General features: G+C 56.1%; 15 protein-coding genes and 1 tRNA gene. 13 read left to right on the top strand and 3 right to left on the bottom strand.

The window, feature by feature from the left end:
- The first annotated feature begins 44 nt into the window (after positions 1 to 44).
- From GTP45_RS02065 to GTP45_RS02050, 4 genes are all read left to right on the top strand, one after another.
- Positions 45 to 135: transfer RNA gene (locus tag GTP45_RS02065), tRNA-Ser, on the top strand.
- A 642-nt stretch (positions 136 to 777) separates the two neighbouring features.
- Positions 778 to 1,947, top strand: a complete 1,170-nt coding sequence (locus tag GTP45_RS02060) for a dsDNA nuclease domain-containing protein (RefSeq protein ID WP_161012211.1) — start codon at positions 778 to 780, stop codon at positions 1,945 to 1,947.
- Positions 1,944 to 2,423 (top strand): hypothetical protein, encoded by a 480-nt coding sequence (locus tag GTP45_RS02055; RefSeq protein ID WP_161012210.1) that lies wholly within the window; start codon positions 1,944 to 1,946, stop codon positions 2,421 to 2,423. Before GTP45_RS02060 ends, GTP45_RS02055 begins: the two co-directional genes overlap by 4 nt.
- The gene (locus tag GTP45_RS02050) at positions 2,420 to 4,204 is read left to right on the top strand and encodes a hypothetical protein (protein ID WP_161012209.1); all 1,785 of its coding nucleotides are present in this window, start codon (positions 2,420 to 2,422) and stop codon (positions 4,202 to 4,204) included. The genes GTP45_RS02055 and GTP45_RS02050 overlap by 4 nt, the downstream gene beginning before the upstream one ends.
- Positions 4,205 to 4,610: 406 nt before the next feature.
- On the opposite strand, the gene GTP45_RS02045 is transcribed toward GTP45_RS02050, so the two are convergent.
- Complete coding sequence (locus tag GTP45_RS02045; protein WP_161012208.1) at positions 4,611 to 5,030, bottom strand: type II toxin-antitoxin system HicB family antitoxin; 420 nt, start codon at positions 5,028 to 5,030, stop codon at positions 4,611 to 4,613.
- Between the two features lie 58 nt (positions 5,031 to 5,088).
- Positions 5,089 to 5,241 carry a type II toxin-antitoxin system HicA family toxin gene (locus tag GTP45_RS02040; RefSeq protein WP_308494577.1) on the bottom strand — a complete coding sequence of 51 codons (153 nt, stop codon included), beginning with the start codon at positions 5,239 to 5,241 and terminating at the stop codon, positions 5,089 to 5,091.
- A 355-nt stretch (positions 5,242 to 5,596) separates the two neighbouring features.
- Between GTP45_RS02040 and GTP45_RS02035 the strand changes: the two genes are divergently transcribed.
- The 7 genes from GTP45_RS02035 (at position 5,597) to GTP45_RS02005 (ending at position 13,166) form a co-directional block, all read left to right on the top strand.
- A complete protein-coding gene (locus GTP45_RS02035; protein ID WP_161012207.1) occupies positions 5,597 to 7,879 on the top strand; it encodes an ATP-binding protein in 2,283 nt (760 codons plus the stop codon).
- Between the two features lie 93 nt (positions 7,880 to 7,972).
- Entirely contained in the window at positions 7,973 to 8,749 is a 777-nt protein-coding gene (locus tag GTP45_RS02030; RefSeq protein ID WP_161012206.1) for a PEP-CTERM sorting domain-containing protein, read from the top strand.
- Positions 8,727 to 9,290 carry a hypothetical protein gene (locus GTP45_RS02025; protein WP_161012205.1) on the top strand — a complete coding sequence of 188 codons (564 nt, stop codon included), beginning with the start codon at positions 8,727 to 8,729 and terminating at the stop codon, positions 9,288 to 9,290. Before GTP45_RS02030 ends, GTP45_RS02025 begins: the two co-directional genes overlap by 23 nt.
- Before the next feature lie 90 nt (positions 9,291 to 9,380).
- Complete coding sequence (locus GTP45_RS02020; RefSeq protein ID WP_161012204.1) at positions 9,381 to 9,566, top strand: hypothetical protein; 186 nt, start codon at positions 9,381 to 9,383, stop codon at positions 9,564 to 9,566.
- Between the two features lie 4 nt (positions 9,567 to 9,570).
- A complete protein-coding gene (locus GTP45_RS02015; RefSeq protein ID WP_174821627.1) occupies positions 9,571 to 10,209 on the top strand; it encodes a hypothetical protein in 639 nt (212 codons plus the stop codon).
- Positions 10,210 to 10,314: 105 nt separating this feature from the next.
- Positions 10,315 to 11,529: an MFS transporter gene (locus GTP45_RS02010; protein WP_229258301.1), complete on the top strand. Its 1,215-nt coding sequence runs from the start codon at positions 10,315 to 10,317 to the stop codon at positions 11,527 to 11,529.
- Positions 11,526 to 13,166: a glycoside hydrolase family 43 protein gene (locus tag GTP45_RS02005; protein ID WP_161012202.1), complete on the top strand. Its 1,641-nt coding sequence runs from the start codon at positions 11,526 to 11,528 to the stop codon at positions 13,164 to 13,166. Before GTP45_RS02010 ends, GTP45_RS02005 begins: the two co-directional genes overlap by 4 nt.
- Here GTP45_RS02005 and GTP45_RS02000 read toward each other — a convergent pair.
- Positions 13,138 to 13,716, bottom strand: a complete 579-nt coding sequence (locus GTP45_RS02000) for a PEP-CTERM sorting domain-containing protein (protein ID WP_161012201.1) — start codon at positions 13,714 to 13,716, stop codon at positions 13,138 to 13,140. The two genes, GTP45_RS02005 and GTP45_RS02000, sit on opposite strands and share 29 nt — an antisense overlap.
- Before the next feature lie 183 nt (positions 13,717 to 13,899).
- Between GTP45_RS02000 and GTP45_RS28480 the strand changes: the two genes are divergently transcribed.
- Positions 13,900 to 15,327: a GDSL-type esterase/lipase family protein gene (locus GTP45_RS28480; RefSeq protein ID WP_229258300.1), complete on the top strand. Its 1,428-nt coding sequence runs from the start codon at positions 13,900 to 13,902 to the stop codon at positions 15,325 to 15,327.
- Complete coding sequence (locus GTP45_RS28475; RefSeq protein WP_229258299.1) at positions 15,327 to 17,207, top strand: WD40/YVTN/BNR-like repeat-containing protein; 1,881 nt, start codon at positions 15,327 to 15,329, stop codon at positions 17,205 to 17,207. The genes GTP45_RS28480 and GTP45_RS28475 overlap by 1 nt, the downstream gene beginning before the upstream one ends.
- The last annotated feature ends 80 nt before the right edge of the window (positions 17,208 to 17,287 follow it).

Here is a 17,287-nt window from a genome sequence, read left to right as displayed (position 1 = left end):
AATCTTTGCTATAATTCGGCGCTTCCCGAGATTTGGGAAATGCAGGAGAGGTGGATGAGTGGTTGAAGTCGCACGCCTGGAAAGCGTGTATAGGTTAATAGCCTATCGGGGGTTCGAATCCCCCTCTCTCCGCCAGGACACAAAAAGCAAAAAGCCACCCTCGGGTGGCTTTTTTGTTTTTTGTGTCCTGGCGGAGAGAAGCAGAGCCCCTGCGGGCTCTGCGCGGGGGATTCGAAGGCATCGCCCCTACCGGGGCGAGCCGCTCCGAATCGTCCGATTGCCACCGCTACGCGGTGGCGCGCCGAAGGCGCCGCGCGTAGCGCCAGCAAAAATTCCCACAAGCACTATTTTCCCATCGCAATTTGTCCATCTTCAATCGTCGGCCCCTGCGCGGAGCGATGTCGCAGTGCACGGTGCAAAATTCAAAAAATGCTGTCTTGAGTTAGATCAAACACTCTGTCCGAGTGTCCAAATGACAGAGTTGACACCGTCGTCGCCGACACCGTCGTCGCCGTCGTCGGATGCCGTCGTCGCGGCCGCGAACAAATTAATGCTGCTTACCTTGGACGATGACAGTAAGCGCAGGAGTGAGGGTAGCAAGGATGTGAACGCCTGAGCAGATAGGTTGGCAGATTGACAGCTAGCCAATTAAGCGGCAATATACTGTATAAAAACACAGTTGCAATGTCAATCTGAAATATTTTCTTGACGACAACCAAATATGCAGAGTATATGTTATGAACTGACTATTACTTACTTCGTAACATGCCTAAGCAAATGACTCTTGCTGATGTCGCTCCTCGTGAACAAGACGGACGAGATTCCTTTGCTCGATACAGAGCTCAGGTTAGGGCGGCCGCAGTGGCTGCGTTGGCAATCTTAGAGTCTAAGGACGTAGACCGAGTCTATTGCGATTTACATGATGACTACGTTGTCCGGAGTTCTGAGAAAGGTGCGGTCCGCTACCGTTTTGTCCAGGTTAAGACCAAGGGGAAGCAACACGAAAATTGGACGATTGGAGAGCTGCTTGGGATAGATGGCAGACTCAAAGATGTATCGAAATGCTCTGCGGCGAAAATACGTGAGAGCTTTGTTGGGAAATTGTTGCTCCATACTGTGATATTTGGAGATACATGTGAATCGGTTACCTTTCAGACCAATAATCACCTCGATGGGAAAGCAGAGGATTTTCGAGTCGACGTCGAAGATTTGACTTTTTCCGATAAGCACTCGCAACTCCTCATAAATAAGTTCAATGAGTGCTTTCAAGAAAAAATATCAAAAAGCTTAACCCCTGATGAGATTAAAAATTTACTCTCAAGATTATGTTTTGATACGGATGTTTCACATATAAAACTAAAAAATGTGGAATTTGATAGCACTGTAAGAAAGAAAATTCATGAGTACAGTGAAGTAGAGTTATCTTATTCAGAGTTAAATCAAATTCTTCTTAAATTGTTAGATTTAATTGCTTCAAAATCTAGTGGGGTCATTGATAAATGGGATGCCGCCAACATAGATGATAGCTCTTCCGTTGATATTGAAGATTTATTGGATATTATGGCTATTTCTCGACCGGCTTATCTGTTGCTGCGTGCGGGGAATGATGAGAAGGCTGTAAAGTCAGCATCCCTGATTCAGCGGATACTTGGCGAAGCTGCGAAGGATTCTGATACAGTTGAATATTGCTCTCGTTGTAAAATTAAGTGGGATGAATGGTGCAGAAAAACTCTAAAATCTGCCCTCGATCTAGCTGAGGTCATCGATGAGATAAACCAACTATTGGACACAAGCCTTGATTGGAAACGACAAGTAAAGCTATCGAAAATAAAGGCCCCTCTTCAAATATTGCTAAAAAAATTACATGACGGCGGAACTTTTGCTGATTTGGACTTGGACGCGTTATTGGGAGCTTTCTTTTCCGAATATATAAAGAGGACGACATGAATTTCGATTCATTTTTTGCACAGTATTCGGATCACGAGCTCGAGGGCGCTGTTCCACAAAAAGGTGGAGCAAAAGGAGAGCTTACTAATGATGCTTTATTTCAACTACCGCTAATTGCTCTGATAATACTAGTTCTTGCTAAAGATAGGCGTAAGCCAAAAGTTCAGGAAATCGGTCAGTTTGTTGGGGAAACGATCGAGCTTACCATGTCCGGCTTCAAGGGATCATCCCACCAACTAGGTTGGTCTGCGGGAATGCGGATTCGCACAGTCAATGCTCTTCGTTTTCTCGACGCTGCGGGCCTGGTTAATGTCCTCAATGATCACGGCAGGGTATCAATAAGTGAACTAGGTAAGAAAGTTTTGCTGCGTGCAACGGAGGCACAAGCAGATGATTTGGCTTATAACCTAGCTCAGATTGCTCGTGCATATAGAAATATTTGTGTCGCCCGCCAACTTGATCTTCAAATATCATGAAATTGCTTACTCTTCAGATTGCCCCCAGAGGTATAGGTGGATTGAGATCCGAACTACTTAAGTTCGGAGATCACATAACGCAGCTGTTCGGACCAAATGGTTCGGGAAAAACGCCGACTGTCCAAAGTATTGCATTTTGCCTTGGGTATAATAGTGTATTTAGGGACGATATCTATAGCCGTTGCGAGTACGCCGAGCTGACTTTTTCTGTCGGTGATGAATTATTTAAAAGCTCTCGTGCATTTTCTCGAGATTTTGATCTGACGTTTGAGTCGAATGGCAGAATTCAGCATTTTTATAGCGAGAGAGAATTCTCTGACCATTTATTCCAGCTTCTTGACTTGGATGCTGATCGACGGTTGGTTGGGATGCAGGGAGAGGTTATCTCTCCTTACATTAGTACAATTTTACCTTTATATTACCTTGATCAAGATAACGGATATAACAGTTTTTATTCGCCCCCTGCTACCTTTATTAAGGATCAGCATTCAGAAATGATGCGAATTGCTTGGAAATTGGCAGCAAAGCACTCTTTCGACCAGAAAAAAGACTCTATTGCACTTCGCCGCGAAGTTGACGAACTTGATAAATTAGTCGGTGAGCGAAAGAAACAATTTGAGGATGCGAAAATTCAACTTGATGTTGACGGTGTGGTAGAGGAAGAGCTGCGTGCTGAGCTTGATAGCTTAACTCTACAGCTGGATGGTTTTAAATCAACAAACCAAAGCCAATCTGAATCTGTTGAGGCTATGGGGCAGGTCGTTAGGGCCAAACGTAGAGAAGTATACAGTATTGATATTGAGTTACAAGAGATTGAAAGGCGCCTGCTTGGACAGAGAAATATTATTGGTGAAATTAATAGCGAAATCAATACATTAACATTGAACGAGGATGCTCGTCGTATATTCATGTCGTTTGATGAGATATGCGGATCTGATAACTGTGGAATGTTCTTGAAGAGCTCAAATGCCTTTGGGAAGAATTTATTATATTTGCGTGACCAGATCAAAGATCTTGACCGCAATTCGTCAGCTGAAGAAACGCGAAAAAATCGATACTTAGAAAAACGTAGTAGGCTGCTTGCGGAAATTTCCGATATTGAGCAAAGTCAAGTCGTTACTTCTTTGAAGACTGAGACAGATGCGTTGGTTGATGCAATTTCGGCTGTTAAGACTCGCATGCTTGAAATACAGTTAAAGTTAGGTGACTTAAAAAAAATCAGTGTTCTAAAAACGAGATATCTCGAAACTCATGATCGTAGAGAGAGGGCGCTTTCAACTTTACATGAGCTTGGAAGGGAGAGCGGCTTCTCTCCAGAGTTAATTCGAGTCCGCTCTACTTTTAAAGTTGCTCTCATCCGGTGGCTCGATATTTTGGGAACGTCGAATGTTAACTATGATATTTCATTTAAACAGGATTTTGTTCCGATTTTTGGCAATGAAGTTGTTGGGCAATTAAAGGGAAGCACCAAACTTCGCACTGTATTGGCTTACCATGCTGCTTTTATTGAGCAAATGTCTATTTCTGACGGGACATTAAACATTTTCATATTGGACACCCCAAAACAGCATGATATTCATAATGATGATTTGAATCGTTATTTCTTAGAGCTGAAAAAACTCTGCTCTACCCGCAATGTGCAAGTCGTTTTCTCTTCAACTGAATATCATTATGAAGGCGACTCGGATGACGCGGAGTGGAATCCGAGATTTGAAGGGAAGCTTCATCCAATGTTTTATGGTGGAACTGACGCGCTCCCCCTAACGGAGCCGGTGCCTTGATTCCGGTCAGCTGTCGTGGTACGGGTCGGGGTAGACGCTAGCCTGAGAGGCATATCCCCGAAGTAGAATATGGCTTACTTTCCGTGATATAAATCCGCCTCTTCGCCAGGACACAAAAAGCAAAAAGCCACCCTCGGGTGGCTTTTTTGTTTTTGTGCCTTGGCGGAGAGAAGCAGAGCCCATCTGGGCTTGTTCCGCAGGCGCGGGGCAATGCACCGCGAATTCCCTGCTTTACCCCTGCAGGCTCTGCGGGGGGGATTCGAAGGCATCGCCCCTACCGGGGCGAGCCGCTCCGAATCGTCCGATTGCCACCGCTAAGCGGTGGCGCGCCGAAGACGCCGCGCGTAGCGCCATAAAAAATTTTCCGTTGCCGGCGTCTCGAGGCGGTGGGCTAGGAGGTGGGGATCTACGCGAGTGAGATGTTCAGGGATTTTCCAAGCGCTTTAGCAGCTTGTTCAACGAATTCGATCTTAGACGAATGGCCCAGATCAAAAAGGCGGTCGATTTGTGGGGTATGTACATCAAGCATGCGCGCCAGATCGGCCTTGCGTAATTTCTGTGCAAACATCTCATTCCATACCAACACTTTAGCTGTCTCCAATGCTGGAAGCGCAACAACTGCATCACCGGCATCGGCCGCGGATGGAAGTGGCACGGGGCGTCGTTCGTCAAAGTAAATCGACAGCGTAGTTTCAAGCGCATCGACAGCTTGAGTCAGAGCATCCTCTTTGTCATCGCCGACAGAGTTCGCTTCTGGGAAATCGGGAAAGCTGACCAGAAAAGTGCCATTTGAATCTGGTGTAAGCGTAACGGGATAAAGCAACATAGTGATCCTCTGCTTTAGTTTTTATTTTTCTATTGGATGAGGGTAACAGGATTTTTTCTTACTTCAATCCAAGATCTTTCTTAATCTTCTCCACCAGTCCCGTCCCTATTTCTTTCGCTCCGTGGTTCGGGAAGACTGTTGATTTACCATTAAGAGAGACCCTGTGGTGGCTTCCTTTGCCCGGAGTAAATTCTGCACCCTGTTTGAGCAACCACCGTCTCGGAACTCGCTATATTTCATAAACCTCCCGATGTCTTGGAGATTGGCTAAACAATACAACAAATATGTTGTGAATTCAATCGGATTTCAAACATATTTGTTGCTTTTTGTTGGGCGGTTTAAGCTGCGCGCATTGTGTTGGCGAGCAGTCTAGAGCCACATCACCTCTCGTTCATGCCACGGTATTCAGCATCTGGCAGTCTTTAGAATCAGCCATGGGGGCTGTTTGCGTCTGGAGCTAGATCAATCTATGTAAAGACACGTCTTTCTACTGGAATGTCATTTTATTATTGGCTGGAAGTAGTAGAATCACCTGTTAATTCCAACTGACTAGTGAGAGCCTTCCCTTGATTGACAGCCTACCGGTACGCGTGTTGCGCGCAGCCTTGCATCGGCATACGGAGATGCTGGAGGACGGCGATCAGGATTTACAGGGCTGGCGTAACCGCTTGCTCGACGGCCTCTGCGCAGTGGCTTTCTGGCTCGGGGTGCTGGCGATCCTGCCGAGCATGTGGGGCGCAGTGCGCCAGGGACATTGGCTCCTGGTCGTTACCGACATCATCGCGCTGGCCGGCACCGGCTTCCTCAACTACCGGCGCGACATTTCGTATCAGCGACGCGCGCTTGGGATACTCGGCATCGCCTACGTGATCGCGGTAGTGCTGCTGTTCTCGCTCGGCCCTCTCTCTCAAATTTACCTGCTCGCCGTGCCAGTACTGTGCACGGTGCTGATCGGCAGCGTGCCTGCCATGCTGGCGCTGCTGTGGTGTAGCGCGACCTTGTTCCTCGCCGGCTGCGTGGGCGGCATCGAGCCGGGCATGGCGGTGGTGGTAGTCAGCCCCATCACGCACTGGGCCATCCTGAGCGTGAACTTCCTGCTGGTCTCCACGGTGCTGACGCTGTCCTGCACCTACCTGCTGCACGGCCTCGACGGCGCACTCGCGCGCCAACGCGCCACCCACGCGCGCAGCCACGAAAACGAACTCCGCTATCGCCAAACGCTGGAAGCGCAAATCGTCACCCTGCACGCGCGCGAAGCCGACCTGCGCGCATCGCAAGCGCGCCAAGCCGAGTCGCTGGCAGCACAGCGCGCCGCCGAAGTATCGAACCAGCTCAAGAGCGATTTCCTCGCCATGATCAGCCACGAAGTCCGCACGCCACTTGGCGGCGTGATCGGCATGCTGCGCTCGGCACTGAAAGATAACGGCCTGGACGCCATCACCCGCAACAAGCTGCGCCTCAGCCTCAGCAATGCCGAGGTGCTGCTGCAAATCATCAACGACATCCTCGACTTCTCCCGGCTGGAAGCGGGCAAGATGCCGCTGGAAGTATTGGACTTCGACCTCGTCACGCTGATGCACGAGGTGACCGGCCTGCTGGCCAACCGCGCCGAAGCCAAGCACATTGCGCTGATTGCCGACATCGATCCAACCCTGCCGTCATGGTGGCGCGGCGATCCAACGCGCTTGCGCCAAGTGGTGCTCAACTTGGTCGGCAATGGCATCAAATTCACCGAACGCGGCGAGGTGCGCGTGAGCGTGGCTCAGCACGACACGCAAGGCCTGATGCTCACCGTGCGCGACACCGGTATCGGCATTGAGGCAGACGCACTCGGCCGCCTGTTCCAGAAATTCGAACAAGCCAGCACCGCCACCGCCCGCAAGTACGGCGGCGCCGGCTTGGGCCTCGCTATTTGCAAGAACATCGTCTCCGCGATGGGCGGACAGATCGAGGTGAGCAGCCACGTCGGTATCGGCAGCGTATTCCGCGTCTACCTGCCGCTGGAACGCGGCGCGCCGGTGGCCGTTCGGCCAGCAGAAGCAGGCCACCCGCACGCCGCCAGCCTGGCTGTGCTGTGCGCGGAAGATGGCCACACCAACCAAATCATCTTGCGTGAACTGCTGGGCAATATGGGCCACAGCATCACCATCGTCGAAGATGGCTTGGCCGCGCTGGAGCAATTGGCTGCGCGCGATTTCGACCTGGTCATCATGGACGGCCGCATGCCGCGCATGGATGGCGTGACCGCCGTGCAGCAACTGCGTGCCGGACTGAACGGCGTGCGCGATGCCGCCGTACCGGTGATCGCGCTCACCGCCAACGCCAGCACAGAAGACCGGCAGCGCTTCATGGCGGCCGGCGCCAGCGGCTTCCTCGCCAAGCCTATCGATGAGATGGCCTTGCACGGCGAGATTGCGCGCCAGCTGGACGCCTTGCTGGCGCAGGGCCGTGCCTTGGTCGGCGAACAGCGCACCACGCCAGCAGGCGTACCGGCGCTAGCGGAGTTGGACGCCATGTTCGGCGTAGATGAATTGCCGGCGCCAGGAGTGCAACGTTCAAACGAAGGCGACAAGCTGTACCAAGCCTTGTGGTCGGCATTCCAGAGCGAAGGCCCGCGCTTGCTGACAGTAGCGCGGCAAGGCCTCAAAGACGGCAACGCCAGTGCCATCGCCCTGGCCGCACACAGCCTGATGGGTGCCGCCGCTTTCCTCGGCGCCGACGCCTTGCACACCTGCTGCGCCCAGATCGAAAAGCTGGCCGATGCCGGTCAACTCGCGGCCATCGCGCCGCATTTAGACACGCTTAATCAAGCACTAAATCACGCATTGGCGGAAATGGCACGCCCCTAGCTCAGCAGCTTGACTTGGTGACTTGCGTATCCTAAGTTGGATTCACCCCCGTTGCATAAAGGGGGAGTAAAAATCTGACTAGGGGAGCTGCAAATGAAAAGTCTAAATAAACTGTCAGCAATAATAGTTGCCTGTGCACTAGCTGGTACGGCGTCCGCCGCACTGAACACAGGCAGTGAAAACATCAGCGGCAGCCGCACCACGCCGGCCTACGGCGACGCCGACCTGAAAGACAACGCCGGCAACGCCGGTCCATTCGGCCCCTACAGTTGGGACTACAGCTACACGCGCAGCTTCGACGGCACCAAGCTGGTCAAGGATATTCAAATCGATTTCTCGTTCGATGCAGGCTTGAACTACAGCGACGCGCAAAAAACCGCTTACATTAACGCCGTCACTACTGGCGTGGAGGGCATGTGGAACAACAAGTACGCCATCAAGGATACGGCCACGGGAAAACTCATCCCGATCCTGGTGGACATCACCACCGACGGGCCGTTTAACCAGAAGGTCCAAGTCCACTCCGGCACCGGCCGGGCCGATATGACCAACTGGTACACCGGCGATGGCGCCAGCGTCAACGCGCACGAGGTCGGCCACATGATGGGCCTGTACGATGAATACATCGGCGGCGCGGTCGACAAGTATCCTAATCCAACCTTGTCCGACGATGGCGTGATGGGCCTTGGCGCGCTGAACGCCAATCCAGTGATGTACTCGCGTTACTACCAGCAGTATTATGACTATATGAAGCAACTCAATCCCGACGGCATCTTCATCTTGACCTCGGTGCCGGAACCATCGCAATGGATCTTGATGGTAGCGGGCATGGTCTTGATAGGCGTGTATGCGAACAAGCGAAAAGCGTGAACTTGCCCTCCTGCTGATGCTGGCGCTGGCGGCGCCTGTGCACGCCGCCACGCCGCAAGCAGCAGCCAGCGCCAAGGAGGGAAGGGCGAAAGTGGATCAAGTCACCGCCATCATACTGCGCGACGTGCACCCGCTGCACGGCGGTCAGATTCTCTATTTGTCGGCGGACGGCAGCGGCTATTGCCAGCTAGTGACGCATCCAGCCGGCGGCCCCAGCCTGCACGAAAAGCGCTACCGCCTCGCGGTGCCGGCGGACACCGTGGCCGCGCTGTGGCGGCAACTGTCGGCTGAGCAGTTGGCGGCGATTCCATCCAGTACGCAATCGGGTGTGCCGGATGCCGCCAAGCCGCGCATCTCGGCGCGGCTGGCCTCGGGCAAAACCATCAACATCACACGCTGGCTGCACGACCAGCAAGCCGACTTCGACGCGGTCTACCAAGCCCTGCTGGCCGTCGCCAAGCAAGCTCCCGCCACCGACCGTCTGCTGGCAGACGGTAAATTCGATCCCAACTGGATACCGCAAGGATTTGATCTGCGCTGACAACGCTCACTTTGAGCTTCCACAAAATAAAAATAAATGGAAGCTCTATACTCAGTAAGTTAGGCATATGTGTAAACTGAGGAGGGCGTCATGTCTAAATTATCTGAAAAAAGCAAGGTGCGCGCGGCGAAGCTGGGACAGATTATCGCCATGAATCGGGCAAAAGAGCTTCCTTTGCGTTCGATAAAGTTACCTGCGGTTGGGAATGATTCATTTACTCTAGAGGAAGCGCGGGCGGCTGTGCAAGCTGTCATGCTTCGTTCGCGGAAAGAATGAACGTATGCAAAAGGAGCGAGAGGATGTCTTCATCAACTGCCCCTTCGATACCGAGTTTGCCGGACTCAACGAGGCCATCGTGTTTGCTATCTATGACTGCGGCTTTCGGCCGCGCAGTGCGCTTGAATCTGAAAACGGCGGCGAGTCCCGCTTCGAGAAAATCAAATTACTGATTCGGCAGTGTAAGTTTGGGGTGCATGACATCTCGCGAACGCAATTGGATGGCATCAATCAGCTCCCGCGTTTCAACATGCCTTTAGAACTTGGCGTCTTTATTGGTGCAATGTCCTATGGCGACAAGAAAGTTCGGGACAAAAGCTTATTGATATTGGATAGCGAGCCCTACCGCTATCAAAAATTTCTGTCGGACATTGCTGGGCAAGACATCAGGGCACACAACAATTGCGAGCGTACAGCAATCAGATATGTGCGGGACTGGTTACATAGTGAGCGTCAGGGGCGAGGGTTATTGCCGGGCGGAGCTTTCATTGCGGATCGGTATGTCCGATTTAAGCGTGAGTTACCGATGCTGAGTGCAGAAGTGCGCTGCCGAGTGGAGGAGCTTAGTTACGTTGACTACAACAATCTAGCCTTTGCCTGGATAGAGTCGCACCCATCAGATAACTCTTCTGAAGCGAAGTAAGATTGCGCAATCATTTTAATGCGATAGTGTGCTATCTTTGCACTCCCGTTATTTGATGATTGCGCAAACATGGTTGGTTCTAAAATCCGGGGGCTACGCTGGTGGATGATTAGCTTGATCATGCTGGGCGCGGTCATCAATTACCTCACGCGTAGTACGCTGGCGGTGGCGGCGCCCACGTTGCTGGCTGATCTGCATATCTCCACCAAGGAATACTCGTACATCACGGCCGCCTTCCAGGGCACGATCATGTTGCAGCCGCTGTGCGGCTACGTGCTCGATGTGATCGGCTTGAAATTCGGCTTCGCCATGTTTGCGACGGCGTGGTCGATCATTTGCATGGCGCACGGCTTGGCCACCAACTGGCAGACGCTGGCCGTGCTGCGCGGCCTGCTGGGATTGGCCGAAGGCTCGGCCAATCCGGCCGGCATGAAAGCCGTGTCGGAATGGTTCCCGGCCAAGGAGCGCGGACTGGCGGGCGGCATCTTCAATATCGGCGCATCGTTTGGTTCCATGCTGGCGCCGCCGCTGGTGGTGTGGGCGATCCTGCATTACCACTGGCAGTCGGCGTTTGTGATTACCGGCGCGCTGGGCTTGATCTGGGTGTGCGCGTGGCTGCTGCTGTACGACGCGCCGGCGCGCCATCGCCGCTTGTCGGCCGAGGAGGCGCAGCATATCGCCGCCGGCAAGGAGCAGCACCTCGAAGGCGACGGCGCCAAGCCGTCCATTCTCAGCATTCTCAAGATGCGCAACTTCTGGGGCATTGCATTGCCACGCTTTCTGGCCGATCCCGCATGGGGCACGCTGGCGTTCTGGGTGCCGCTGTATCTGACCACGGTGCGTCATTTCGATCTGGCGCAGATTGCGATGTTCGCGTGGCTGCCGTTTCTCGCCGCCGACCTTGGCTGCATGTTCGGGCCGCTGGTGGTGCTGGCCTTGCAGAAGCGCGGCGTGCGCCTGATTAATGCGCGGCGTGGCGCGTTCACGCTTGGTGCGTGCATGATGATGGGCGTCGCTTTTGTCGGCTACGTCGATAGCCCGTACGCGGCGATTGCCTTGCTCAGCCTGGCAGGCTTTGCGCACCAGACCTTGTCGGTCACGGTGATTACCATGTCGTCCGACTTATTCCGCCGTAACGAGGTGGCGACGGTGGCCGGCATGTGCGGCACCTTTGGCAACCTCGGCCTGCTGATCTTCTCCTTGCTGATCGGCGGGCTGATGGCGAGCGTGGGCTATACGCCATTCTTTATCAGCCTTGCCGTGCTGGATCTGGTGGCGGCGGCATTGCTTTGGGCCTTGGTGCGAGAGAAAACTGCATGATTCAAAATCCTATCCTGACCGGCTTCAATCCCGATCCGTCCATCGTGCGCGTGGGCGATGATTACTACATTGCGACTTCGACTTTCGAGTGGTATCCGGGCGTGCAGATTCACCACTCGCGCGATCTCGTCAACTGGCGCTTGCTGACGCGTCCGCTTACGCGCGCCAGCCAGCTCAATATGCTGGGCGCGCCCGATTCTTGCGGCGTATGGGCACCGTGCCTGACTTATGCGGACGGCTTGTTCTGGCTGATCTATACCGACGTGAAGCGCTACGGACGCACCTCTACCGGCGGCGCGACGGGCAGTGCTTCCTTGCGCGACTTCCACAATTACCTCGTGACCAGTCCGACGATAGAAGGGCCGTGGTCGGATCCTGTGTATCTCAACAGCAGCGGTTTCGATCCGTCGCTGTTCCATGACGACGATGGCCGCAAGTATGTGCTGAACCAGTTGTGGGATCACCGTCCCGGCAGCAATCGCTTTGCCGGCATTGTGATGCAGGAATACGCAGATGGTCGTCTTGTAGGCAAGCGCGAAAACATCTTCCAGGGCACGGCGCATGGCTTGACCGAGGCGCCGCACCTGTACAAGCGCAACGGCTACTACTACCTGCTCACCGCCGAGGGCGGCACCGGTTGGAATCACGGCGTGACCATGGCGCGCTCGCGCAATCTCAACGGGCCGTACGAACTGCATCCAGACCAAACGATCCTGAGCGCGCGCCATCGACCCGATGCAGCCTTGCAGCGCGCCGGCCACGCGGACTTGGTGGAGACGCAGGATGGCCAGACCTACATGGTCTACCTGTGCGGAAGGCCGCTGCGCAATCGCGGCACCTGCACGCTGGGCCGCGAGACCGCGATCCAGCCTATGGTGTGGGGCGAGGATGGCTGGCTACGCACGCTGGATGGGCAAGGCACGCCGGAAATGCAAGCGCGCGCACCGGGCTTGCCGGAATACCGCTTCGATACCGAGCCAGTGCGCGCAGAATTCGATACGCCGCAATTGCCGCCAGCCTTCCAATGGCTACGCACGCCGTGGCCCGAAGAGTTGTTCAGCCTGACCGCGCGTCCTGGCCATCTGCGGCTGTTTGGACGTGAAACGCTGGGCAGCCAATTCAAGCAAGCGCTGGTGGCGCGCCGCCAGCAGTCGCACTGCTACAGCGCATCGACAGTGGTGGAGTTCGAACCGGAGCACTACCAGCAGCAGGCCGGGCTGGTGTGCTACTACGGCGCGGCCAAGTTCCACTACCTGTACATCACGCACGACGAACAAGCCGGCAAGCATCTGCGCGTGATGACCAGCCTGCCCAACCACGTGCAGACCGACACTTTCACCGCGCCGATCGCGCTGCCGTCGGGCGTGCCGGTGCAACTGCGGGTGGAAGTAGACGAAGAACGCCTGTATTTCGCGTATCGCGTGGACGGCGGCGAGTGGCAATGGCTGCCGCAGCAATTCGATGCCAGCATCTTATCGGACGAAGCCAACGCACCGGGCCAGCCCAACTTCACGGGCGCCTTTGTCGGCATGGCCTGCCAGGACATGTCTGGCGCCGGCCTGCACGCGGACTTTGACTACTTTGAATACCGCGAGCGGCCGTACTGCATCAACCCAAGAAGCGGCGACGCAGGATAAGCGCAGACAAGCCGGCCAGCAGCATGGCGACGGTGGCAGGCTCCGGCACTGGCGGTGCGGCCGGGCCGGCGTAGGTGCGGAAGGCGTAGTCGTATTGGGGGAAGGCGGCGTAGTCATTGGCGTAGGCCATGCCAAATTTGTAGACGTCGTCCGAGCCGTTGAGGATGAAATACGGAATATCGCTCGTGAAGACGAGGAAGTAGGTTTTGCCGGCGGTGGCTTGCACCGGCGTCCAGAAGGTGTCCACCCAGGTGCTACCCAGGCCGCGTGCTACGCCTTCCGCCAGCTTGACTCCGCCTTGCGAGGGCAGCGCGTCCCACAGCGATATCGTGATGGGGCCGGCTTCCTCGGTCTGCCGCAGCATGGCGCCAGCGCCGGTGATGCTGGCCGCCGCGGTCTGGAACGATTGCGCCAGCCCGGTCTGATACAGGCCGGCGATGGGTAAAGACGCCTCCGGCTGATTTTGGTCGATGCGGCTTTGTGCCATGGCCAGCGGCAGGCTGAGTGTCAAGCAAAGGCCGAGCAAGCAGGAACGGGTGAACGAGTGCATGGGATTCTCCTTTGGGCTTGAGAGGATCTTATGAGTGTTCAGGCCGTCACTTTGTGCGCGTACGCACGGCCAGCGTTAAAGGCTGGCTTTCAATATCATTGTTTAAGTTGGTGAATTTCATAATTGCAACCCGCGCTTCGTGCCAGCACAATGGAGCGCATAAAAAATAAGCGAGACAACCCCATGAATATCCGCCTTGCCGCCGTTCTGGCTGTACTGTCCTCGTCCGCGATCGCGGCGCCCCAGGAGTTGGATGTGTATGCCGGCCAGCCGCTCGAGGCCGGCCGCATCAGCATTTCCGACGCCGACACCAGCAAGACGCTGGACGGCGACGCGGTGGAAATCCCCAAGACACCGGACGGTGTGGTCGCCGTTAGCAAGTCGGCCAAGGCGAAGAAGGATGACGCGCTGACCCTCAATTTCAACAAGGCCTGGTACGCCAGCCTGCGGGTGCAGGGCGGCAAGCCAGTTGATCTGCGTCCGTACCTGGACAAGGGCGTGCTGGCGCTGGATCTCAATGTGCAAGAGATGTCGGCTGGCGGCTTGTCGTTCCGCGTCAAGTGCGGCGAGCAGTGCGAGCGCAGCGTGCCTTACGTACTTCCGGCGCGCGCGGCGGCCGGCAAGGGCTGGCAGCATCTGGTGGTGGCAGCGAGCTGCTTCTACCGCGAAGGCGACGACTTCAGCAAGATCACCCAGCCGTTCGAATTGAACGGCACCGGCGCGGGCAAGGTTGCCGTCGCCAACGTCAAGTATCAGCTCAGCGGCAAGCCCAACGTCAGCTGCCCGGATTACAAAACCGTCTCCGTCACGCCGGACAAGCTCAACGAGTCGTGGTCGATCAGCTGGTGGACGGAGCGCCACGAGAAGAAGCTAGTGGAAGCCAGGCAGCTCGGCAAGAGCGCGCAAGTGGTGTTCATCGGCGACTCCATCACCGAAGGCTGGGAAAAGGACGGCGCGCCGATCTGGAATCGCTACTACAAGCCGCTGAACGGCCTCGCGCTCGGCTTTGGCGGCGACCGCACCGAGAACGTGCTGTGGCGCTTGCAGCACGGCGAGGTGGACAGCATCGATCCGAAAGTCGCGGTGCTGATGTTCGGCACCAATAACACCGGCCATCGCCAGGAAGATCCGAAGACCACCGCCATCGGCATCAAGCGCAATATCGACGAGCTGCAAAAGCGCCTGCCGAATACCCGGATCCTGCTGCTGGCGATCTTCCCGCGCGGTGAAAAGCCGGATGACCAGCTGCGCCAGATCAACGAGAAGATCAACACCATCATCGCCGGCTTTGCCGACAACCAGAAGGTGTTCTTCGCCAATATCAACCAAGCCTTCCTGCAAGCGGACGGCACGCTGTCGCGCGACATCATGCCGGACTTGCTGCACCCGAACGAGAAGGGCTACGCGATCTGGGCCAAGGCCATGGCGCCGGAGTTGGCGAAGCTGCTGCCGGCCGCCGGGCAGTACGCGTGGGACAACGTCGCCATCGGCGGCAGCGGCTTTGTCTCCGGCATCATCACCAGCAAGACCGAGAAGGACTTGGTCTACGCCCGCACCGACGTCGGCGGCGCGTATCGCTGGGACGTAAAAAAAAACGCTGGATTCCGCTGATGGATTGGGTGTCCGATAAGGACACCGGCCTGCTCGGCATTGAATCATTGGCGATCGACCCATCGTCGCCCAACAAGCTGTATCTCTCCGCTGGCGTCGCCTACCTCAATGGCGGCGCCAGTGCGATCCTCAAGTCGGACGACTACGGCCAGACTTTCAAGCGCATCGACGTTACCAGCCAGTTCAAAATCCACGGCAACGGCATGGGACGCGGCAATGGCGAAAAGCTGCAAGTCGATCCGCGTAACGGCAAGATCCTGTACGTCGGCACCCGCGCCAACGGCCTGTTCAAGAGCACCGATGAAGGCCTGACGTGGCATCGTCTGGACGGCCTGGACGTTACCACCACCAACAACAAGAACGGCATCAGCTTCGTGCTGCTGGACGGCGGCAAAATCTTCGTCGGCGTTTCGCGCTACGGCGACAATATGTATGTTTCGTCCGACGGCGGCCAGACCTTCAGCCTGATGCCGGGCGGCCCAGGCAAGCTGATGCCCGGCCGCGCCGTGGCCGCGAACGGCAAGCTGGTGGTCACCTTCGCGCAGGGCGCTGGGCCGCATGCCGACAAGGCCAAGGGCGAAGGGCTGGAAGAAGGCGGCGTATGGCAGTACGACATCGCCAGCGGCCGCTGGACCGACATTTCGCCGCCGCTGAACCGCGCCTACTCCGGCATTACCGTTGATCCGGGCAACCCGCAGCGCATGATCGTCTCCACCATCTCGCACTACCAAATGCGCGGCGGCATCGGCGACCAGTTCTACGAAACCCTGGACGGCGGCAAAAGCTGGAACAGCATCGTTGCCAACGGCGTGCAGATCGACAGCAACGGCGTGAGCTGGATCGCCGGCAGTTTCATCCACTGGACCGCCAGTATCGAGTTCGATCCCTTCGACACCAGGCGGCTGATGGTCGTCTCCGGCAATGGCGTGTTCGTCTCGACCGATATCCATGCGGCCAAGCCGGTGTGGAAGTTTGAAGACCGGGGACTGGAAGAATCCGTGCCGCTGAATTTGGTCAGCATTCCCGGCGGCCCGCTGATTTCCGCGATTGGCGATTACGACGGCTTCCGCCACACCGACGTTACGCAGTACTCGCCTATCCATACGCCGACCATGGGCACCACTTGGGGACTGGATTACGCGGCGCTGAATCCCAAGGTGGTGGCACGCGCCGGCACCGCCATGTACATCTCGCACGATATGGGCGTAACGTGGGCCAAAACCGCCAGCATGAACGGCGTGAAGGGCCAACTGGCGCTAAGCGCGGATGGCAAGGTGATCGTGCACTGCCCGGAAAACTCTACCACCTGCTACCGCTCCATCGACGAAGGCAAGGCCTGGAACGAAGTGACAGGCCTGAACACCCAGCGCGGGCGCGCCGTGGCAGATCCAATCAACCCGCTTAAGTTCTACGCACTGGCCGACGACCGCCTGCTGCTCAGTACCGACGCCGGCGCCAGCTTCGCACCGACGGCGGCCGTGCTGCCATCGCCGCGCGGCTCGAAAGCCGTGCGCGCTGTGCCGGGCCGCGAAGGCGATGTCTGGGTAGCGCTGTACGACGGTGGTTTGGTGCGTAGCAGCGATTCCGGCGCCAGTTTCACTGGCGTGGCCGGTGTCAGCTACGCGGCCGCCGTCGGCTTCGGCAAGGCCGCGCCGGGCGCCAGCTACCCAACCGTCTACATCTGGGGCGAGGTCGGCGGCGTACGCGGGGTGTACCGTTCGACCGACAGCGGCGCCTCTTGGCTGCGCATCAACGACGACCAGCACCAGTATGGCGGCCCCGGCGACGCCCAGTTTGTCGTCGGCGACATGAACACCTTCGGCGTGGTTTACATGAGCACCGCAGGCCGTGGCATCGTGTTCGGCAAGCCGAAAACGTAATTTCTCTAAAGAATTTAGTCGATTTCGTTATGGATCAAGCGAAATTTTTCATATCTGCATCATCCAGACGGCGGTTACTA

Source organism: Duganella rivi (assembly GCF_009857435.1).
GTDB lineage: Bacteria > Pseudomonadota > Gammaproteobacteria > Burkholderiales > Burkholderiaceae_D > Rugamonas > Rugamonas rivi.
Note: the sequence above shows the minus strand (reverse complement) of the source record. Positions and strands in the feature narration are given on the sequence as shown.